Origin of the sequence: Arcanobacterium hippocoleae (genome assembly GCF_031456295.1) — a bacterium.
GTDB classification, from domain to species: domain Bacteria; phylum Actinomycetota; class Actinomycetes; order Actinomycetales; family Actinomycetaceae; genus Arcanobacterium_A; species Arcanobacterium_A hippocoleae.
In genome coordinates this window covers 920,092-937,623 of record NZ_JAVDUJ010000001.1, presented here as the reverse complement: position 1 = coordinate 937,623, position 17,532 = coordinate 920,092, and the positions used below count along the sequence as shown (strand labels likewise).

General features: G+C 44.0%; 12 protein-coding genes. All 12 read left to right on the top strand.

The genetic code is table 11. The features are described from left to right. Positions 1-77 precede the first annotated feature (77 nt). Positions 78-5,354 carry a VaFE repeat-containing surface-anchored protein gene (locus J2S36_RS03945; RefSeq protein ID WP_309955785.1) on the top strand — a complete coding sequence of 1,759 codons (5,277 nt, stop codon included), beginning with the start codon at positions 78-80 and terminating at the stop codon, positions 5,352-5,354. A 167-nt stretch (positions 5,355-5,521) separates the two neighbouring features. Further along, positions 5,522-6,124, top strand: a complete 603-nt coding sequence (locus tag J2S36_RS03940; RefSeq protein ID WP_309955783.1) for a hypothetical protein — start codon at positions 5,522-5,524, stop codon at positions 6,122-6,124. Positions 6,125-6,273: 149 nt separating this feature from the next. Further along, on the top strand, positions 6,274-7,344 hold the full coding sequence (locus tag J2S36_RS03935; protein ID WP_309955781.1) for a hypothetical protein: 1,071 nt from the start codon (positions 6,274-6,276) through the stop codon (positions 7,342-7,344). Between the two features lie 12 nt (positions 7,345-7,356). Continuing rightward, a complete protein-coding gene (locus J2S36_RS03930) occupies positions 7,357-9,318 on the top strand; it encodes a VirD4-like conjugal transfer protein, CD1115 family (protein ID WP_309955778.1) in 1,962 nt (653 codons plus the stop codon). Between the two features lie 41 nt (positions 9,319-9,359). Next, a complete protein-coding gene (locus J2S36_RS03925) occupies positions 9,360-9,563 on the top strand; it encodes a hypothetical protein (protein WP_309955776.1) in 204 nt (67 codons plus the stop codon). 24 nt (positions 9,564-9,587) lie between these two features. Next, positions 9,588-9,806: a hypothetical protein gene (locus tag J2S36_RS03920; RefSeq protein WP_309955774.1), complete on the top strand. Its 219-nt coding sequence runs from the start codon at positions 9,588-9,590 to the stop codon at positions 9,804-9,806. A gap of 23 nt (positions 9,807-9,829) precedes the next feature. Continuing rightward, positions 9,830-10,270, top strand: a complete 441-nt coding sequence (locus J2S36_RS03915) for a PrgI family protein (protein WP_309955772.1) — start codon at positions 9,830-9,832, stop codon at positions 10,268-10,270. Next, complete coding sequence (locus J2S36_RS03910; protein WP_309955770.1) at positions 10,191-12,926, top strand: VirB4-like conjugal transfer ATPase, CD1110 family; 2,736 nt, start codon at positions 10,191-10,193, stop codon at positions 12,924-12,926. Before J2S36_RS03915 ends, J2S36_RS03910 begins: the two co-directional genes overlap by 80 nt. A 39-nt stretch (positions 12,927-12,965) precedes the next feature. After that, positions 12,966-14,735, top strand: coding sequence for a phage tail tip lysozyme (locus tag J2S36_RS03905; protein WP_309955768.1), 1,770 nt, complete (start codon positions 12,966-12,968; stop codon positions 14,733-14,735). Between the two features lie 44 nt (positions 14,736-14,779). Further along, positions 14,780-15,640: a hypothetical protein gene (locus J2S36_RS03900; RefSeq protein WP_309955766.1), complete on the top strand. Its 861-nt coding sequence runs from the start codon at positions 14,780-14,782 to the stop codon at positions 15,638-15,640. 34 nt (positions 15,641-15,674) lie between these two features. Beyond that, the gene (locus J2S36_RS03895; protein WP_309955765.1) at positions 15,675-16,703 is read left to right on the top strand and encodes a VirB6/TrbL-like conjugal transfer protein, CD1112 family; all 1,029 of its coding nucleotides are present in this window, start codon (positions 15,675-15,677) and stop codon (positions 16,701-16,703) included. A gap of 40 nt (positions 16,704-16,743) precedes the next feature. Beyond that, positions 16,744-17,532, top strand: a complete 789-nt coding sequence (locus tag J2S36_RS03890) for an LPD11 domain-containing protein (RefSeq protein WP_309955763.1) — start codon at positions 16,744-16,746, stop codon at positions 17,530-17,532.

Genomic DNA, 17,532 nt, shown 5'->3' with positions numbered 1-17,532 from the left:
ATAAATGGTCTTCGTAAATGTTTTTACGAAAAGTCAATCATGCAATATCCGATCTTAGGATTGGGTGAAGGAGAGTAATGAAAGAGAAATATTTTTTGAGACCTTGGCGTAATGCGTGGGTCTTCTTCTCAGTGCTAATGCTGTCGTGTACAGCTATTTTAGCGCCGATTGGGCAAGCACACGCTGCTGGAATTACAACGCAGCCGCCGCACACTAACCCGACTGGGGTTGGGATTGGTCTTATTGGGAATAAGGGTGCTTATAGTTTCTGGCTTGGTACGGAGGGTTCGTATCAGGGTTGGGCGCGGTATTGTATTCAGTGGCTGATGGCTGATCCTGGTAACGCTGAAGTAGTTAATGTTACTGATTTGAGTTCTTCTACGCCACGGTTGAGTGGCTATGAGCTGACTACCCCGCAAACCGCGTATCTTTTGGAAAAGTATAACAATACGCAAGACACTCTCACTGCTGCTGGTATTAGCTTTCTTGTCCATGCGAATTTTGAGGTTGATGGCAAGGTGAAGGCAGATAGAGCTGTGGCGGATATGGAGAAAAAAGTAAATACTCATGCCCCGCAAATTGCTGCAAAAGCTCTTGAGTTGCGTGCTGAAGCTATTAAGAGCGCCGCGATTGGCTATTCAAATTCCAGTGTAGATGGAGGAGGGAAACGCGAAGGGACAATTAGTGGTATTTATACTACTTACGATGATGGTTCACCGGCGATTAATGTGCCAGTAACAGTTAAACTCAATGGTCCAGCGATTATTACTGAATCTGGCACGAACACATGGTCTGGCGTGACCACTAATGCTCCAATTACCTTGCACTGGAAATCTACCGGAAACGGCAAAGTGACTTACAACGTTTCTTATGCGGGGACTCATAAGACTTTATCGCTTATTGACCATAATGGGAAGGTTCAAAAAACAATTACCCGTAAAATCGCTGGTCCTGCAGATCCTGAAGTGCGCGAGGGAGAAGCATTTAATGTTATTTATGATTTTCAGCCGCTTGGTGTATCAAAAGCCGTTAGTCAAGAAGTAAATACGGATGGCACAATTTCTGATGTCCTTACCACTGGTGTTGATAAGGATTATGGGTCTGGGCAATGGCTCGAAGTTGGCGGTAACCCCGTAGAAGTTACCTATAAAGCTACCGCGTATTGGGCTGGTCGGGTAAAGCCTGCCACGGCGGATAGTGTGCCTGCTGGAGCAGAAAAACTAGGCGAAGTCAAAGTAAAAGCAAGTGGTGAAGGTCAAAACCTCACCGCTAAGCTAAAAACCACCAAACGCGGATATATTACCTGGGTCTGGGAAGTAATCAAAGCTGAACAAGGCGCTAACAGCGATTACGTGCATGCAAACTGGAAGGATAAGTATGGGTTAGATGCTGAGACTTCGCGTGAGAATTTCCCGTTCCGTCCAATGGGTGTGTCTAAGGCTCATTCGGTTGAGGTGAATACGGATGGTAAGGTTCGGGATTCTTTGACCACGATGGTTGATAAGGCTTTCCGTGATGGTGAGTGGACGCGGCTTGGTGATGGTTCGTTTGATGCTGGCGATTATGTTCCTGTGACTTATCGTGCGACTGCTTATTGGGCTGGTCGGGTTAAGCCTAAGACGGTGGATGCTGTGCCTGAGGGTGCGGTGAAGCTTGGCGAGGTTTTGGTTACTGGGAATAAGCCTGGGCAGGTTTTGAATGCTGAGGTTAATGTGACCAAGCGTGGCTGGGTGACTTGGGTTTGGGAAGTGCGTGAGGCTGACCAGGCTAAAGAGTATGCGAAGTGGATTGATTCTGGCTGGAAGGATAAGTATGGGTTAGATGCTGAGACTTCGCGTGAGAATTTTCCTTTCCGTCCAATGGGTGTGTCTAAGGCTCATTCGGTTGAGGTGAATACGGATGGTAAGGTTCGGGATTCTTTGACCACGATGGTTGATAAGGCTTTCCGTGATGGTGAGTGGACGCGGCTTGGTGATGGTTCGTTTGATGCTGGCGATTATGTGCCTGTGACTTATCGTGCGACTGCTTATTGGGCTGGTCGTGTTAAGCCTAAGACTTCGGATAGTGTGCCTGAGGGTGCGGTGAAGCTTGGCGAGGTTTTGGTTACTGCTTCTAAGCCTGGGCAGGTTTTGAATGCTGAGGTTAATGTGACCAAGCGTGGCTGGGTGACTTGGGTTTGGGAAGTGCGTGAGGCTGACCAGGCTAAAGAGTATGCGAAGTGGATTGATTCTGGCTGGAAGGATAAGTATGGGTTAGATGCTGAGACTTCGCGTGAGAATTTTCCTTTCCGTCCAATGGGTGTGTCTAAGGCTCATTCGGTTGAGGTGAATACGGATGGTAAGGTTCGGGATTCTTTGACCACGATGGTTGATAAGGCTTTCCGTGATGGTGAGTGGACGCGGCTTGGTGATGGTTCGTTTGATGCGGGTGAGTATGTTCCTGTGACTTATCGTGCGACTGCTTATTGGGCTGGTCGGGTTAAGCCTAAGACTTCGGATAGTGTGCCTGAGGGTGCGGTGAAGCTTGGCGAGGTTTTGGTTACTGCTTCTAAGCCTGGGCAGGTTTTGAATGCTGAGGTTAATGTGACCAAGCGTGGCTGGGTGACTTGGGTTTGGGAAGTGCGTGAGGCTGACCAGGCTAAAGAGTATGCGAAGTGGATTGATTCTGGCTGGAAGGATAAGTATGGGTTGGATGCTGAGACTTCGCGTGAGAATTTTCCTTTCCGTCCAATGGGTGTGTCTAAGGCTCATTCGGTTGAGGTGAATACGGATGGTAAGGTTCGGGATTCTTTGACCACGATGGTTGATAAGGCTTTCCGTGATGGTGAGTGGACGCGGCTTGGTGATGGTTCGTTTGATGCGGGTGAGTATGTTCCTGTGACTTATCGTGCGACTGCTTATTGGGCTGGTCGGGTTAAGCCTAAGACTTCGGATAGTGTGCCTGAGGGTGCGGTGAAGCTTGGCGAGGTTTTGGTTACTGCTTCTAAGCCTGGGCAGGTTTTGAATGCTGAGGTTAATGTGACCAAGCGTGGCTGGGTGACTTGGGTTTGGGAAGTGCGTGAGGCTGACCAGGCTAAAGAGTATGCGAAGTGGATTGATTCTGGCTGGAAGGATAAGTATGGGTTGGATGCTGAGACTTCGCGTGAGAATTTTCCTTTCCGTCCAATGGGTGTGTCTAAGGCTCATTCGGTTGAGGTGAATACGGATGGTAAGGTTCGGGATTCTTTGACCACGATGGTTGATAAGGCTTTCCGTGATGGTGAGTGGACGCGGCTTGGTGATGGTTCGTTTGATGCGGGTGAGTATGTTCCTGTGACTTATCGTGCGACTGCTTATTGGGCTGGTCGGGTTAAGCCTAAGACGGTGGATGCTGTGCCTGAGGGTGCGGTGAAGCTTGGCGAGGTTTTGGTTACTGGGAATAAGCCTGGGCAGGTTTTGAATGCTGAGGTTAATGTGACCAAGCGTGGCTGGGTGACTTGGGTTTGGGAAGTGCGTGAGGCTGACCAGGCTAAAGAGTATGCGAAGTGGATTGATTCTGGCTGGAAGGATAAGTATGGGTTAGATGCTGAGACTTCGCGTGAGAATTTCCCGTTCCGTCCAATGGGCGTGTCTAATGTTGTAAGCGCGAAAGTGGTTGATGGGCAGGATTTGACTGATACTTTTACTGCGTCTGCTGATCCAAGGTTCCGTGATGGTGAGTGGACGCGGCTTGGTGATGGTTCGTTTGATGCGGGTGAGTATGTTCCTGTGACTTATCGTGCGAGCGTGTATTTCCATTCACCTTCTATGCTGCCAGAAGAATCTAAAGCGGCACCTGATAAGGCTGAGTTAATAAAATCTATGACGGTTACTGCTTCTAAGCCTGGGCAGGTTCTTAAGGTTAATGCTGGTGGCGCGCCGAAAGATGGTTTTTATACTTGGGTTTGGGAAGTGCGTGAGGCTGACCAGGCTAAAGAGTATGTGAAGTGGATTGATTCTGGCTGGATTGATGGCTATGGGATTCCTGAAGAGACGACATCGGCTAGATATGAGGCTGTGATTGATTCGGCGTTATCAGTGCGTGATACGAAATCTGGCACTTATTTTGTAGATGATGTGTGGGTTAAGGGTATGCCTGTGAATCATCCTGATTTTGCTGGTGGTGCCGGTTTTAAGGCTGATGTGAAAGTTATTGAGCATTCTATTCTTTTCTTCCCTCACGGGGTGGAAGTGGTAGAGGAAAATATTTCGCAGGCGGTAAAGATTGGGAACACGGTAAGTATTCCGGCTAAGAATGGTTTTTATCCGTCCATTGGGGATACTTCATGGCTGGCAAAAATTGATAAGGCTGGGAAGCTGGTTCCTGGTACCTATGTTTTTGTTTCATCTTTTGCTGGTGATGATCGGGTAAAGTCGCTTACTACTTCGGTAGAAGATAAGGCTGAGCAATTCACGGTGAAGCCTGAGCCTAGTGTGCATACGACTTTAATGTATGACAACACTCGTGGGAAGGTTCCTGGGTTTGGTGTACGTAAGCTGGTTGACGTGGTGACTTACACGAATCTTGAAGTAGGGAAGCCGTATTCGGTTGATGGTGAGCTGGTTGATAAGGCTACTGGGAAGCCGTTATTGAATGGTGAGGGTAAGCCGATCGTGTCGAAAGCAGAGTTTAAGGCTGAGAGCGTGAACGGTTCCGTGGAAGTCGTCTTTGAGGTTGATGCAGGCTTGTTTGCTGGAAAGACTACTGTGGCTTTTGAAACTTTGAAGTCTGATGGGCGTGAAATCGCGGTTCATGCTGATATTAATGATGAAAATCAGACGATTGGTTTCGAGCCAGGTTCAAAGCTTAAGACTACGGCAAGAGATGTGGCTGATGAGGATAAAGAGATTAAACCCGAGGCTAATCAAACAATTGTGGATCGTGTTTGTGATGTGAATAAGCAATTAAAGCCGGGGGTGGCATATGAGATCGTAACTAGCCTCGTCTTTGATGATGGCAAGCCTGTGTTAGATGCGAATGGTAAGCCTGTTGTGGTTAAAAGCAAGTTTATTCCAAAGAGCAGTGATGATTGCGCAACCGTCGAAATCAGTTTTGATGCTACCGGGTTTGAGGGTAGGAAAATTGTGGTATTTGAAGATGTTTTGTATAACGGGCAAACGGTTTCAGTGCATCATGATTTGAAAGATGAAGATCAAACGGTAACCGTGTTCAAGCCTTTTATCCCTGACCTTGTGAAAACTGGTGCGGCAGGCATGGTTGTTTTGGCAACTATTGCTGCTTCAGCATTTATTACTGGGTTTGTAATGCTTCGTTCTCGTAAGAAGGGGACGAATAGAGAAAGAGAAGAAGATGATTTATTTCCTAAAGCTATTTAGTCGCTTTCAGCTTTTGGGTAGATAAATCATCTCCTTCATCTGATATTTGCAAGGGCTGGAAAGTTTCAAGCTTGCCGGCGTTGGCTTTCCAGTCTTTGCTAGATTTCCGCATCTCGCGTGGAATCGAATTTTTGATACTCAATCACACGATTGGAAAGGAAATAGTCATGAAGCGAAAACTTATGACTGGAACAATTCTAACATTAACGCTGGCGTTGCCAGCAATGCCAGCGTTAGCGGTGGAAGAAGCACCTGCTAATACGAGTACATCTGTGGCGACACCGACTCCGGTAACGCCTGCGCCTAAGCCCGCGGTTCCGGCTCCGGTTAAGCCTGCGGATACTGTTCCGGTAACGCCTGCGCCTAAGCCTGCTGCTCCGGTAACGCCTGCGCAACCGGCAAAGCCTGCGCCTGCTAAAAAATCTCCTGTTGTGTCTAAGCCTGCGGATGCTGCTAAGCCTGCTCAGCCGGTTAAGCCTGTGGTTCCGGCTCCTGTTAAGTCTGCTCAGGTTTATGAAGATATTGAAGTGCCTGTGACTTCGGATAGTGCTCCGGCAGCGCCTTCGGCAAAGCCTGCTCAGCCGGTTAAGCCTGTGCAGTCTGGTGATGATCGGGTCAAGCCGCGAAAGAGTGTTGATACTTCTGTGCCACAGCTTGCAAAGACTGGTGCGAGTGTGCCTGGTGGTGTGGTGATTGCGGGAACGATTTTGACGCTTTTGGGTGCGTATTTTGTTGCTGCGATGCGTTTTGGTCGAAAGTATTTTGGCTAAATATTTGCTGTCCTTGTGGTGGCATATCCGTGTATGCGTGGGTGTGCCACCACAAGGAGTTTAAGTTTTTAAGTTTTAGAAGGCTGCTTTCAACCGTAAAAACGGGATTACCTTGTCTAAAAAATTAAGAAAAAATAAGGAAGTTCATTATGCAAGATTTTGGTGATGAAACTGGAGATATGGTGCTTCGTGCTTTGAGACGTGGTGCGAAATATTGTAGTGAATCCCTGTTTGACCATTACAAAAACCATAGTAAAACGAATTATGAAAACCATAGTAAAACGACTAAAACGAAAACGGTGCCGACTGGTGGCGCCGGTTTTAAGGCTGATGAGCGTTTATCGGGTTATATGTGTGTTCCGTTTGGCACTGTGGCTGATACAAGGCAGTTTCTCCAGATTTGTGAGAAACAGGGTGTTGCTGTTATTGGTTTACAGGATAAGAAACAGCATGGGTTTTTGCTGATTGATTCTATTGGGTATGGGAAGGTTGAGAAGCTGATTCCTGACTTTTTCTATGCTAACAAGATTGATTTGAATGATTTTTTTGATCGTACTGCCACGATTGCTCATATGAGTGAGCAGGATTTGATGAAAAATTTAAATGTTATTGATTGTGGATTGCAGCTTTCATCTTATAAAGAACGGGAATCTGCGAAAAATGTTGTTAATGATTTGACTGTGAACAAGACTGACACGATTGCGAAAATCGTTGCTGGTGCTTTATCGCAAGCGGATTCGATGGATGAGTTTCGTGACCTTCTTGCTGAAGATGGTGTTCGTATGGATACGAGCAAGGCGGGTGAAGCGCTTTTCACTAAAGATTTTCCTAATGATCAGGGAGAAATGCTTGCGTGGAATGTGCGTGGGGATACTCTCAAAGGTAAATATGGTACGGATGTGACCTTTGATGGGCTGGAAATGCGGTTTTCGGATGGTTCGCTCGATGCAAGAGGTGAAACCGCGGATATTAATCAAGGGATTGAATCCCATGATGGTATGGATACTAATACTTCTACGCTTCGAATAGAGCGAGAGCAGTCAGGGTCGGATGTCGCCCCGTCTGTTGTGCGAAAGAGTGCAGATAGAGCATCGTCCTCTCCGTATTCTCTTTCCTCAGAAGCAAAGGCTGCACGTGTGGCGGCTAAGCAGTTGTCTAAAGAGCGTGGTATTGAAGATAGGGTCACAGATATTTCTGACAAGATGAATCCCCAGCGTTAAGAAGGTGGAATTATGGGGAAATCATCGCAAAGCTCGAATCCTGAATTGAGTAGGAAGATGTTGGTATCTGCCGTCATCACTCTCATCAGTTCTGGTGGAGCGTTTTATTTTGGTAACCGTTATACTCAACAGCTTTTATCTTATGAGGGAAACATATTCAATCACGTGAGTGATGCTGCAGGCGGGATGTTTACTCTTATCCGCCAATTCCCGTTCCAGATTGATAAGAGATCTCCTTGTGTTTTAACCGGATTGGGTTTGTGTATTATCGTGTGGCTGATTTGGATGTATTACATTCAAAGTTTTGAAATTCTTCGGGTGGGCGAGGAAAGTGGCTCTGCTAGGTGGGGGACGAAAAAAGAAGGCAAAAAATTCTTAGACACTACGAATGAAGATAACAATCTGCTTTTTACGGAAAACTACGGTCTGGCTCTTTCTCGTCCTAAGTTTGATCAAGAATTGGATCGAAACTTGAATGTTCTTGTTGTTGGCGGTTCTGGTTCGGGTAAGACTTTTAACTATGTGACTCCGAATATTTGTCAGCTCAATTCGTCGTATTTTATTACTGATCCGAAAGGTACGCTCCTGAATGATGCAGGATTTCTTTTTACGGATAACGGGTATCGAGTTAAAGCTTTTAACTTGATTAACCTTGAAGACTCCATGCATTATAATCCGCTGAAATATGTAAAAACGGATACGGATATTCTCTCGTTTGTCAATTGTTACATTGTGAACACGAATGGGGATGGGAAAGCGGGTGATCCTTTTTGGGAAAACGCAGAGAAAATGCTGTACACGTCTCTTATTGCGCTGCTTCGTGATTGGTTCCCGAAAGAGGACTATAACCTCTCCAGTCTTCTTACGTTGTTGTCGTTGGCAGAAGCGAGTGAGAATGATGAGAACTTTAAGTCTCCGCTCGATTTGATTTTCAAGCAGATTGAAGATGGTAAACGATATATTGACACAGGGGCGGGCGCACTCCAATCGGCGGATGCTACTCCGGCTCAAGGCTTGTCTAGAAGTTTTACAAGTGGAAAAGCAAGAAGTTCTTTTTCGTGGGAACCTTCTTTGTTTATCAGAAACAGTGATGGTGTGAAACCAGCAGAAAAAGGTGGTTTATCCCCTGATGAAGATTTCGCGTTGATGAATTATAAGAACTTTAAGGTAGCTGCCGGGAAGACTCTTAAATCTATTATTATCTCTTGTAATGTTCGCCTTGCTCCTATTGCAACTGCTGGTGTGCGAGAACTTTTAACTAAAGACGAGATGGATTTAGATACGCTTGGAGACAAAGATTCCAAAAGCGTCATTTTCGGTATTTTATCAGATACCGATAAAACCCTATCCTTCCTTTTTGCCATTATGATGTGGCAGTGCATTGACCAGCTCTGTCGTAAAGCATTGAAAGATTATGGTGGACGACTGCCTAGGTCTGTTCATTTCATTTTCGATGAGTTTGCCAATATTGGCACGATTCCACAAATTGAAGAAACTATCGCGGTGACTCGTTCTCGAAATATTGGTATCACGATTATTTTGCAGTCAATGGCGCAGCTTGAATCGAAATATGACAAGAAAGCAAAGACGATTATTGACTGCTGTGATACCACCCTTTTTCTTGGCGGGAAATCTAACTCGACCAATAAGGAAATCTCGGAAATGATCGGTAAGCAAACCATCAGGCAAAAAACCTATGGTTCTTCGTCGGGTCAGTCTTCTAGTTCGTCTAAGAATACGCAGATTGGTAGCCGTGATCTTATTGATGCGGCAGAAATCGGGAAAATGAGCCGTAAAAAAGCAATCCTTTTGATTGCGGGCACCAATCCGCTTATGGATAAAAAATATGACCCCCGCACTCATCCTAGGTACGGGCATCTCGTGGATAAACGCAATCCTAATCGTCTTCATGATGAATCGTTTGATTTTGGTCGGTATGTGCGTGAAGGGAAAAGCTATCTTATTCAGCAATAAGTATATGGCATGTAAAAGAGAGCAAAAGAAAGGAGGTGTTTATGGAAGAAATTGTCCGGCTTGCTGTAAAACCGATTGCTTTTTTCGGAATGGCGGTCATTACGGTCGGACTGATTTATCTTGGACTTCAGTTAAGAGACGGATTAGCTGGCGGTGGCGGGGAAACGAGAAAAGCACTCGCTTTGATTGTTGCTGGTGGTGTAGTCGTCGGTTTCGCAAGCTTATATGGATTTACAAAATTATAAAAACAAGTTAAGGAGAAAATAATTATGTTAGCCAATGTTATGAACCTTTTGACAACTGGTATCACATTTCTGGGAGGAATTCTAATCGTTTTTGGTCTTATAAATCTGGGTATGACGATTAAAGATGGTATGCAAGGCGGTGGCGGTCAACTTTCTGGAGCTATTGCGATGATTGTTGGTGGAGCAATTGTGATCGGCGCTGCTGTCTATTTCGGTTCGTTAGATACTTCTTTTGCAGGCTAATAAGAAACGATGGTGCTGCGTTTATGTTATCGGTAACCGTGCATAAAGACATCGCCGAATATCAGCCCAAAGTGGTGGGGAAAATGACCATGCGCACCCTCATTTCCCTTGCGGGTGCGCTTGGGTCGTCTATCCTTGCGGGACTCTATATTTATTTTGTTCTCGGGTTGAATGTCGGTGAGTACACGATCATTATTTATGCTATTTCTCTGCCTTTTTGGCTGTGCGGGTTTTTTCGTCCGAAAGGAATGCCGTTTGAGAAGTTTGCGCCCTTGTGGGTAAAAGCAAAATTGAGCAATGATCGCATTTTTTACACCCCATCTTTTTATTTGGCTGGGGTATGCGAAACGCCGCATTCGCATTGTAAGAAGAAAGGAAATGTTTATGAAAAATACTATCGAAAAGAACGATCTCTTAAAGGAATTGAAGCCTACTCTCCTAGAGCACGGCGGGTTATCTCTTGACAATGCTGGAGAGGAACGCGACTCAGTGATGATTGATAATATTGATGAGTTTGTGCGTTCTTATAAAACGTCTGGTGATCATGATATTGATACTCAGGCGTTGGGTTCGATTGTTTTTCGTCCACAGATTGCTGGTGAAAAACTATCCCGTAAAGAGAAAAAATTGGCGAAGAAGGAACTGGCTCGTCAAAGGAAAGTCTCTCGTCAAAAATACGTATCTGTGAAATCACAGTTGAAAGATCGTGATAAGGAACTTTCTAATAAGACTGAAGAATTTCGTAGGAAACGGGAATGCGCGAAAAACGTCATAGACTATATTGGTTATAACGCCATGCATCAAGATGGTATTTGCGAGGTAGAAGAAGGTTTGTTTTCTGCTTCTATCGCCTTTGAAGATACCAGTTATCATTCTGTGCGTGATGAGCAGCAAAAAACGATGTTTTCAGGCTTAACCCGTTTGTATGACCAGTTTGGTGCTGATGCTCTTGTGCAAATGAGTGTTATTAATACTCCTTTATTGAAGGAAGAGGTTGGAAATAGGCGATTCTTCCAACCAGAAACACAGAACACTGCCGCTGCTAAAAATGATGCCGCTGTATTTAATGAAATTCTCAACGATAAAGTTTTAGAAGGTGTATCCAATATTCGTCGGCATCGTTATTTAACTTATACCGTCAATGCGGAAACAGCGGAAATTGCGACTAGGCAGCTTTCGCGTATTGAAACGGAAACTAGCAGGATTCTTTCTTCTATCGGTTCTAAAGCTCATTTAATGAATGGAACAGAGCGTTTATCTGTGATTCATTCCCTGCTTAATCCTTATAAGCCGTTCTATTTTGATTACCAAACCGATATTTCAGCACGGGCGATGCAGACTACAAAGGATTGTATCGCGCCAACACAAATTGATTTCAAGCCAGATGGTATTTTCAATGATTGTTTTAAGCTTGATAACGGTATTTATGGGCAAGTGCTTGTTATGAAAAAGTTCGGCTCTGAACTTTCCGACCGTGCCCTAGCAGATATTGTAGATTTGCCTATTCCTATGGCAGTGACCTGGTTTGTGCAGCCAATGGAAAAATCCAAAGCGATTAATTTTGTTCGTACTAGAAGTGCATGGATTGATAAAGAAATTATTGAAGAACAGCGTTCGGCTGTGAATAAAGGCTATGATTTTTCGATTCTCCCCCAAGAATTAAAATACTCGAAAGATGAGACGGAAGATGTTCTTGACCATCTGCAAAATAAAAATCAACGCCTTTATGTTTTTACAGGGTTGATTTATACGTATGCAGAATCTAAAGAAGCCTTGGATTCGCAAGTTCTGCGTATTATTTCCACAGCACGTCAAAATTCCATTGAAGTAGACACCTATGAATATAGGCAGCGTCGTGGACTTAATTCGATTCTTCCTCTTGGGCATAACTATGTGGAAATCAGTCGTATGTTCACTACTGCTCAGGTTGCTATCCTTGTGCCGTTTGCGACTCAGGAATTGGACGATCAAGGTGGAAACTATTACGGGCAGAACAAGCATTCGAAAAATCTTGTCATCTGTAACCGTAAGAAACTCACTAGCCCGATGGGATTTGTGTGCGGTAAAACCGGTTCAGGTAAAGGTATGTTTGTTAAAACTGAAATGACGGGAACTATTTTTGCCAATCCGACCGATGAAATCTTCATTATCGACCGTGCAGGTGAATACACGGGTATTACTGAGCGGTATGGGGGTGGTACCTATAGTTTCGGTGTTGGTACAAATACTTATCTTAACCCTTTCGATACTGTTTCGGTTGAGCATCTAGGAAGAAGTGAGCAGATAGCTTTCAAGATTGATGCCATGCTTGCTCAAGCTGGAGCATCTGCTGCTGAAGCGGGGCAAAACCTCTCAGAAGCTGACCAGTCCATTATTCAGCGTTGTGTGGAACTAGCATTTGACCGTGCAGTAGAAAGAGGCGATAATCTGCCGCCAACCTTGCAGGATTTCTACGATATTGCTAAAGAACAGCCAGAGCACCAAGCCCAAAACATTGCTTTACGCTATGAGCGGTTTGTTAAAGGAGCGATGGACTTTTTCAACCATCAATCCAACACGGACTTTAACAACCGGATCATTGATTTCAACTTGAAAGACTTGCCGGATTCAATGCTGGTCTTTGCGCTGATTAACGTGTGTGAAGCTGTGCGTAATCGTATGTATTTCAATGCCAAGCGAGGTGTGCGTACATGGCTATATGTGGAAGAAATGCAGTCGCTTTTTGCCTATCCGACCGTGCTCAACTATTTCTCGCGCTTCTCAAATGAGGGGCGAAAATTTGGTCTATTACTGACGGGTATTACGCAGAACGCGGTTGCCATGCTGAACAATGAAGCAGCCCAAAATATTGTTCTGAATGCAGACTTTTTGATGCTTTTAAAGCAGTCCCCGCTCGACCGGATGAGATGGGCAGAACTGTTAAACCTTTCCCAGCAGGAAGAAGAGTGCATTGATGAATCAGCTGAAGCAGGAGACGGACTACTGATCGCAGGAAATGCCCGGGTGCCTATCCGTGGAAAATTCCCGTCAGGGAATGTGCTCTATGAACTTTTCAGTACTAACCCGAATGAGAAAACCGTTACGGCAGACGTGGACAAAGCATCGGGTAGACACAAATAGAGCAGTTATAACAACGAAGAAAGGGTGGTATCTGAATATATGAAAGCAGAAAGCTTTGTAAAAACAGGCGAAGAGAAATATCAGGCAAGTGAAAGCTTGCTCTCGACTGAGAAGACGGATGCCATCAATTCAGGAATTGTCGAAGGTGGTGAAAGTTCATTATCACGCTCCTCACGGCACGGCTATTCCCCATCGGCACAACAATCACGCCACAAAGCTAAAGCCCGCAATGCTGATGTTATAAGGGATAGGAAGGATGCGGATCGTGTTGGTGGGGAAGAAAGCCACGGTGGTCATGAACAGAGTAATGTCCACGGTGGCTATGAACAGGGTAGTGGGCATATTGCTTCTGATAATAAAGTCTCGCAAAAATTCAGTAGTAAACATGCACTGAAAAAATCTCTGGATGGATCCTTTGCGCAAACCATGCGCAAAGGTGTTCATAAAGCTTTAGATGACAGCGAATTGGAAGGTATTGATGATGCCTACTATCGGGGTAAGCGAGCCTACCATGCGCCACGAACCTTCAAAAGCGCGGTACACACGGGAAAAACTGTTCTTGCTAAAGTAGCAGGTAAACAATCAGCTACAAAAACAGCAGCCAGTGCAACCAGTGCAACGCAAAATCAGGTACGTGCGCAAGCGCATCGCTATTTTAAAAAGAGTGTTTACAAACAGGCTGCTACTCAAAATATAACGCGGCAGTTTGCGGTAAAAAAGATGTTTTTCCCAGGTGTGAAAGCAGGTATGGGGAAGCTGGTATTTATTGCATCGCCAGTGTTTATCGGGATTATTTTAGCTTTTTTAAGTGCTTTGCTTTTAGTTGCGGCAATAAGTAATCCCAGTAATGAAGAATATGGTTCTGGTTCGTTTGGGCAGCTTTCTGGTGTGCAGTTGGAAGTTGCTCAAGCATTGCGGGCGGGCGGGCTTGATAACGTGCAGATTGCGGCTATTATGGGCAATATTTCAGGTGAGTCAGGATGGAATCCCGCTGCCGAGTATCATAGGCAAGGTAATAATACGGCGTATGAATATGGTTATGGTTTATTCCAGTTCACTGATACTAAGCAGGGTGTTGGAAACTATAGCAATTATAAAAAATGGGCAGAAGCCAATGGTAAAGCTTTGGATAGTGCGGCGGCTCAAACCGAATATTTTATGAATCAATTGCCATCATCGTGGAGTACGGGTCTTCATGCGAGTGGATATTATGCGCTACATGTTCCGCAGTACACGGGCAAAAGTGTCTCTTATTCTTCATGGCTGAAAGAGCCTGATTTAGGGCTTGCAACATACGCATTTCTTGCCTGTTATGAACGTCCAGCAGATTGGGCGGCAGGTATTTCTTACCCGAAGCGATTTGCGGAAGCTCAAAAGTTTTATAACCAATTAACTACAGGTGGAGGTGAATTAGAAGCATCTACCGAAGTTCAGCAAGCTATTCTTGCTGCAACTAAACGAACCCCTTTTACAGGCGCAGGTTGGTGTGCGATGTGGGTTAATAATGTTTATCAAAATGCAGGGCTGCCTAGACCTGTGGGTAATGCTAATGATCTTTATCGGAACTTTGCCCATAACAGTGATCGGTCACAGCTAAAAGTGGGAATGGTAGTTGCGGTGGAGCGTTCAAGTGCAGGTGGAGCTGAAGGGTGGAAATTTGGTCATGTGGGAATCTATATCGGCAATGGGCAAGTTATGCATAATTCTCTTTCTCTTGAAATTACCAGTCTTGATGACTGGATTAACACGTTTGCGAAATACTCTCCTGCTGGGTGGGGTTTTCCGCCAAGCGTGTCCGTATCTCAATAAAGCCTCACAAAATTCTTTATAAATTCGCGAAAGGCAGATTTTAGATGAAAAACATAGCTACTGTTCTTAAAAAGAATAAAAAGGTTGCTTTGGTTGGATTGTTTTTTCTTATTATTTTTATCGGATTCAGTATAACTAATGCGATTAAAGTGTCATACCATCGTGCGGAAACAGCTAAAGAAGTAGAAGTATCAAAACAAGAGAGGAAAACAAAAGAAGGATCTCTCGAAGTAGATGCTGTTTCTTTGACCGATAAGCAAAAAAGCATTATCGAAAAGTATGATGGAAAAACAAAAGAAATTATTCAGATTCTGATTTCGAAACCGTGGGTGAGTCAGGATAATAAAAATGTCATTACTTTTCATGACAATTATTTTGAAGAATCTATTAATGGCACTATTATGAAGGTTCCTTTTGCCATTAGTGCTATAGAAGAAAGCAGTAACGGGTCAGATACGCTCATTAACACTCTCGTTTTTGAAACAGATGTGAAAACTCATGTAGTTATTTTTACGCAAATGAAAGCAAAGAGTGCCACCGATAGCGGGGTTTCCACGCTTCTTTCCAACACTTTATTTAAGCAAGTCAATACTGCTTATAGTCGGGTAGAAACTTTTACTAAGGTAACGATTAATGGCTTGAATAACGAAGCCACCATGCTTTTAGGAAACATTTCTGAGCTTTCTACAAAACTGAGTGAATGGTGTGCAACGCATTATCCTACGATGACAACAGCGGTATGGAACAAAAATATGAGCCTTTCTTTCAATGAAAAAACGATGACAGTTACGACAGCTTTCTTTCTTGGAGTTTCCACCGATGATGCCAGTAATCCACGCTCACGTGCTCCGCTCGTGACCGTTATTTTTGACAAATCCGCTAATACTTACACATTCAAAATGTAAAAACAACAACGAATAAAAGGAAGGAGGGTTTTCAATGGATATTTTGAACAAAATTAGTGAGCATAAGAGTAAGAGCGCGAAAGCAGTGGTCGCTATTTTTAGTGGCAGTTTATTTTTTCTTTTATTTTCCACACCTGCTTATGCTTATGATGGCGGGGCGTGGTGGTGGGACGTCGGCGGAAAAATTAGCAATATGGTTTGCATATGGTTACTTGATTTGGCTGAGTGGGTTTTCAATGGGTATTTTGAGCTTGTTACTGCCACGACGAACGTGAGTTATTTAAGTGGGACTTTTTCGACTTTGTTTGGGTCAGAAAGCGTCTATGGTCTTGTTGAAACAGTTCATTCTGCTGCCGTGATTCCTTTAGCGGAATCAATTCTTGCGCTTTTTATGCTGGTACAGCTTGTGAAGATAAGTCAGAGGATTGATGCTACTGCAACGTTGCCTGCGGTGAAAGATATCGTCATACTTGCAGTTGCTTACGTTATTTTTCATTGGCTGATAGTTAATTCGCTTGAGATTATGGCAGCTATTTTTGATGAATTTAACAAGATTGTTACTTCGTTGCAAGGTAACCCTGCAATTCAAAAGCTTTCTGTCGATTTTTCATCTATTAATTTAGATGATGTGACTGTTGGGAATTGCTTTGTGTTAGTTATATGTGGGATTTTGTCTTATTTTGTAGGGCTTGTAGCTTACGTTATTTCCCTGCTGGTTTCAATGGCGCGGATCATTCAGGCTTATGTTTTTGCAGCTTTTTCGGCGTTACCAGTAGCGCTTTTGGGTTTTGAAGAAACGCGGCAAACTGGCATCAATTTTATGAAGAATTTTTGTGCGCTTTGCCTTGCAGGTGCGATTATCATGTTTTTGTTTATTTCTTATCCGATTATTATTGCAAGTACTGTCGCAACCGTTGGCAGCGATGCTTTCAACGGTATTGCGCAAGGAGCCACTGATCAAACACCTATTTATTCATTATTGACTTGGCTTAGTATGTCCATTCTTTTATGCATCGGGTTAGTTAGGTCAGGTGCGTGGGCGAAAGAAATTATTGGAAGCTAACTTCGCTCCCTAAATACTTATTGAAAGAGAATGATTTATTATGACTAATTTAGACACTCTAGAAACTGTGCCAAAAGGATTCACGGTTATCGAAGTTGATTTGGGTGACTTTGGTGGACAGAATGCTGATTCTGGGGTTTACATGATTTTTTCAGACGATCTAGCAGATAGTCTTGCTGTGCGTGGTGAACAAGCAGATCGTTTAGAAGTAGACACGATCAAGGATGAAATCCGTAACCGGTTGATTGAGCATTTTGAAGAAATGTATGGCGAAGAGAATGAATTTATATATGAAATGGCTGATAAAGTCATTGATTCAAACTTTACTATGGTCAATCCCTGCGTCATGCACGTAGCAACAGCGAACATTGTCAATGAAAAAGGCTATGAGCAAGCTTTTGAAGACCAGTGGAAAGACTATCTAATAGAACACCGATGCAGTGCCATTAATGCTTCAGATTTAATTCATTATTATAACTTCTTAGACCGCTTGCAATCTGATTGTAAGTATTATCTTGGTGCTTGTGTAGAGGATCAGGTAGATATGGTTATTGCTCAAAAGCATCTGTGGGCTGGCACAATCGAAGGACAAATAGACAAGATGCGGGAGATATATGAAAATCTTCCTGAAAATGAAAAACCAGTATGGCTTTCTTTGTCTGACATTAACGAGTATGAGAAGAAAATGCTCGCTGCTCGTGACAAGAACATTCCTTCCCACAATAAAATTTCGCAAAGCCTTAGCTCTCTTGTCAAGGAAACACAAAATGCATCCGACAGTTTACGACAAGATAATGCACAAAATCGTAACAATAGTCATGAAAGATGA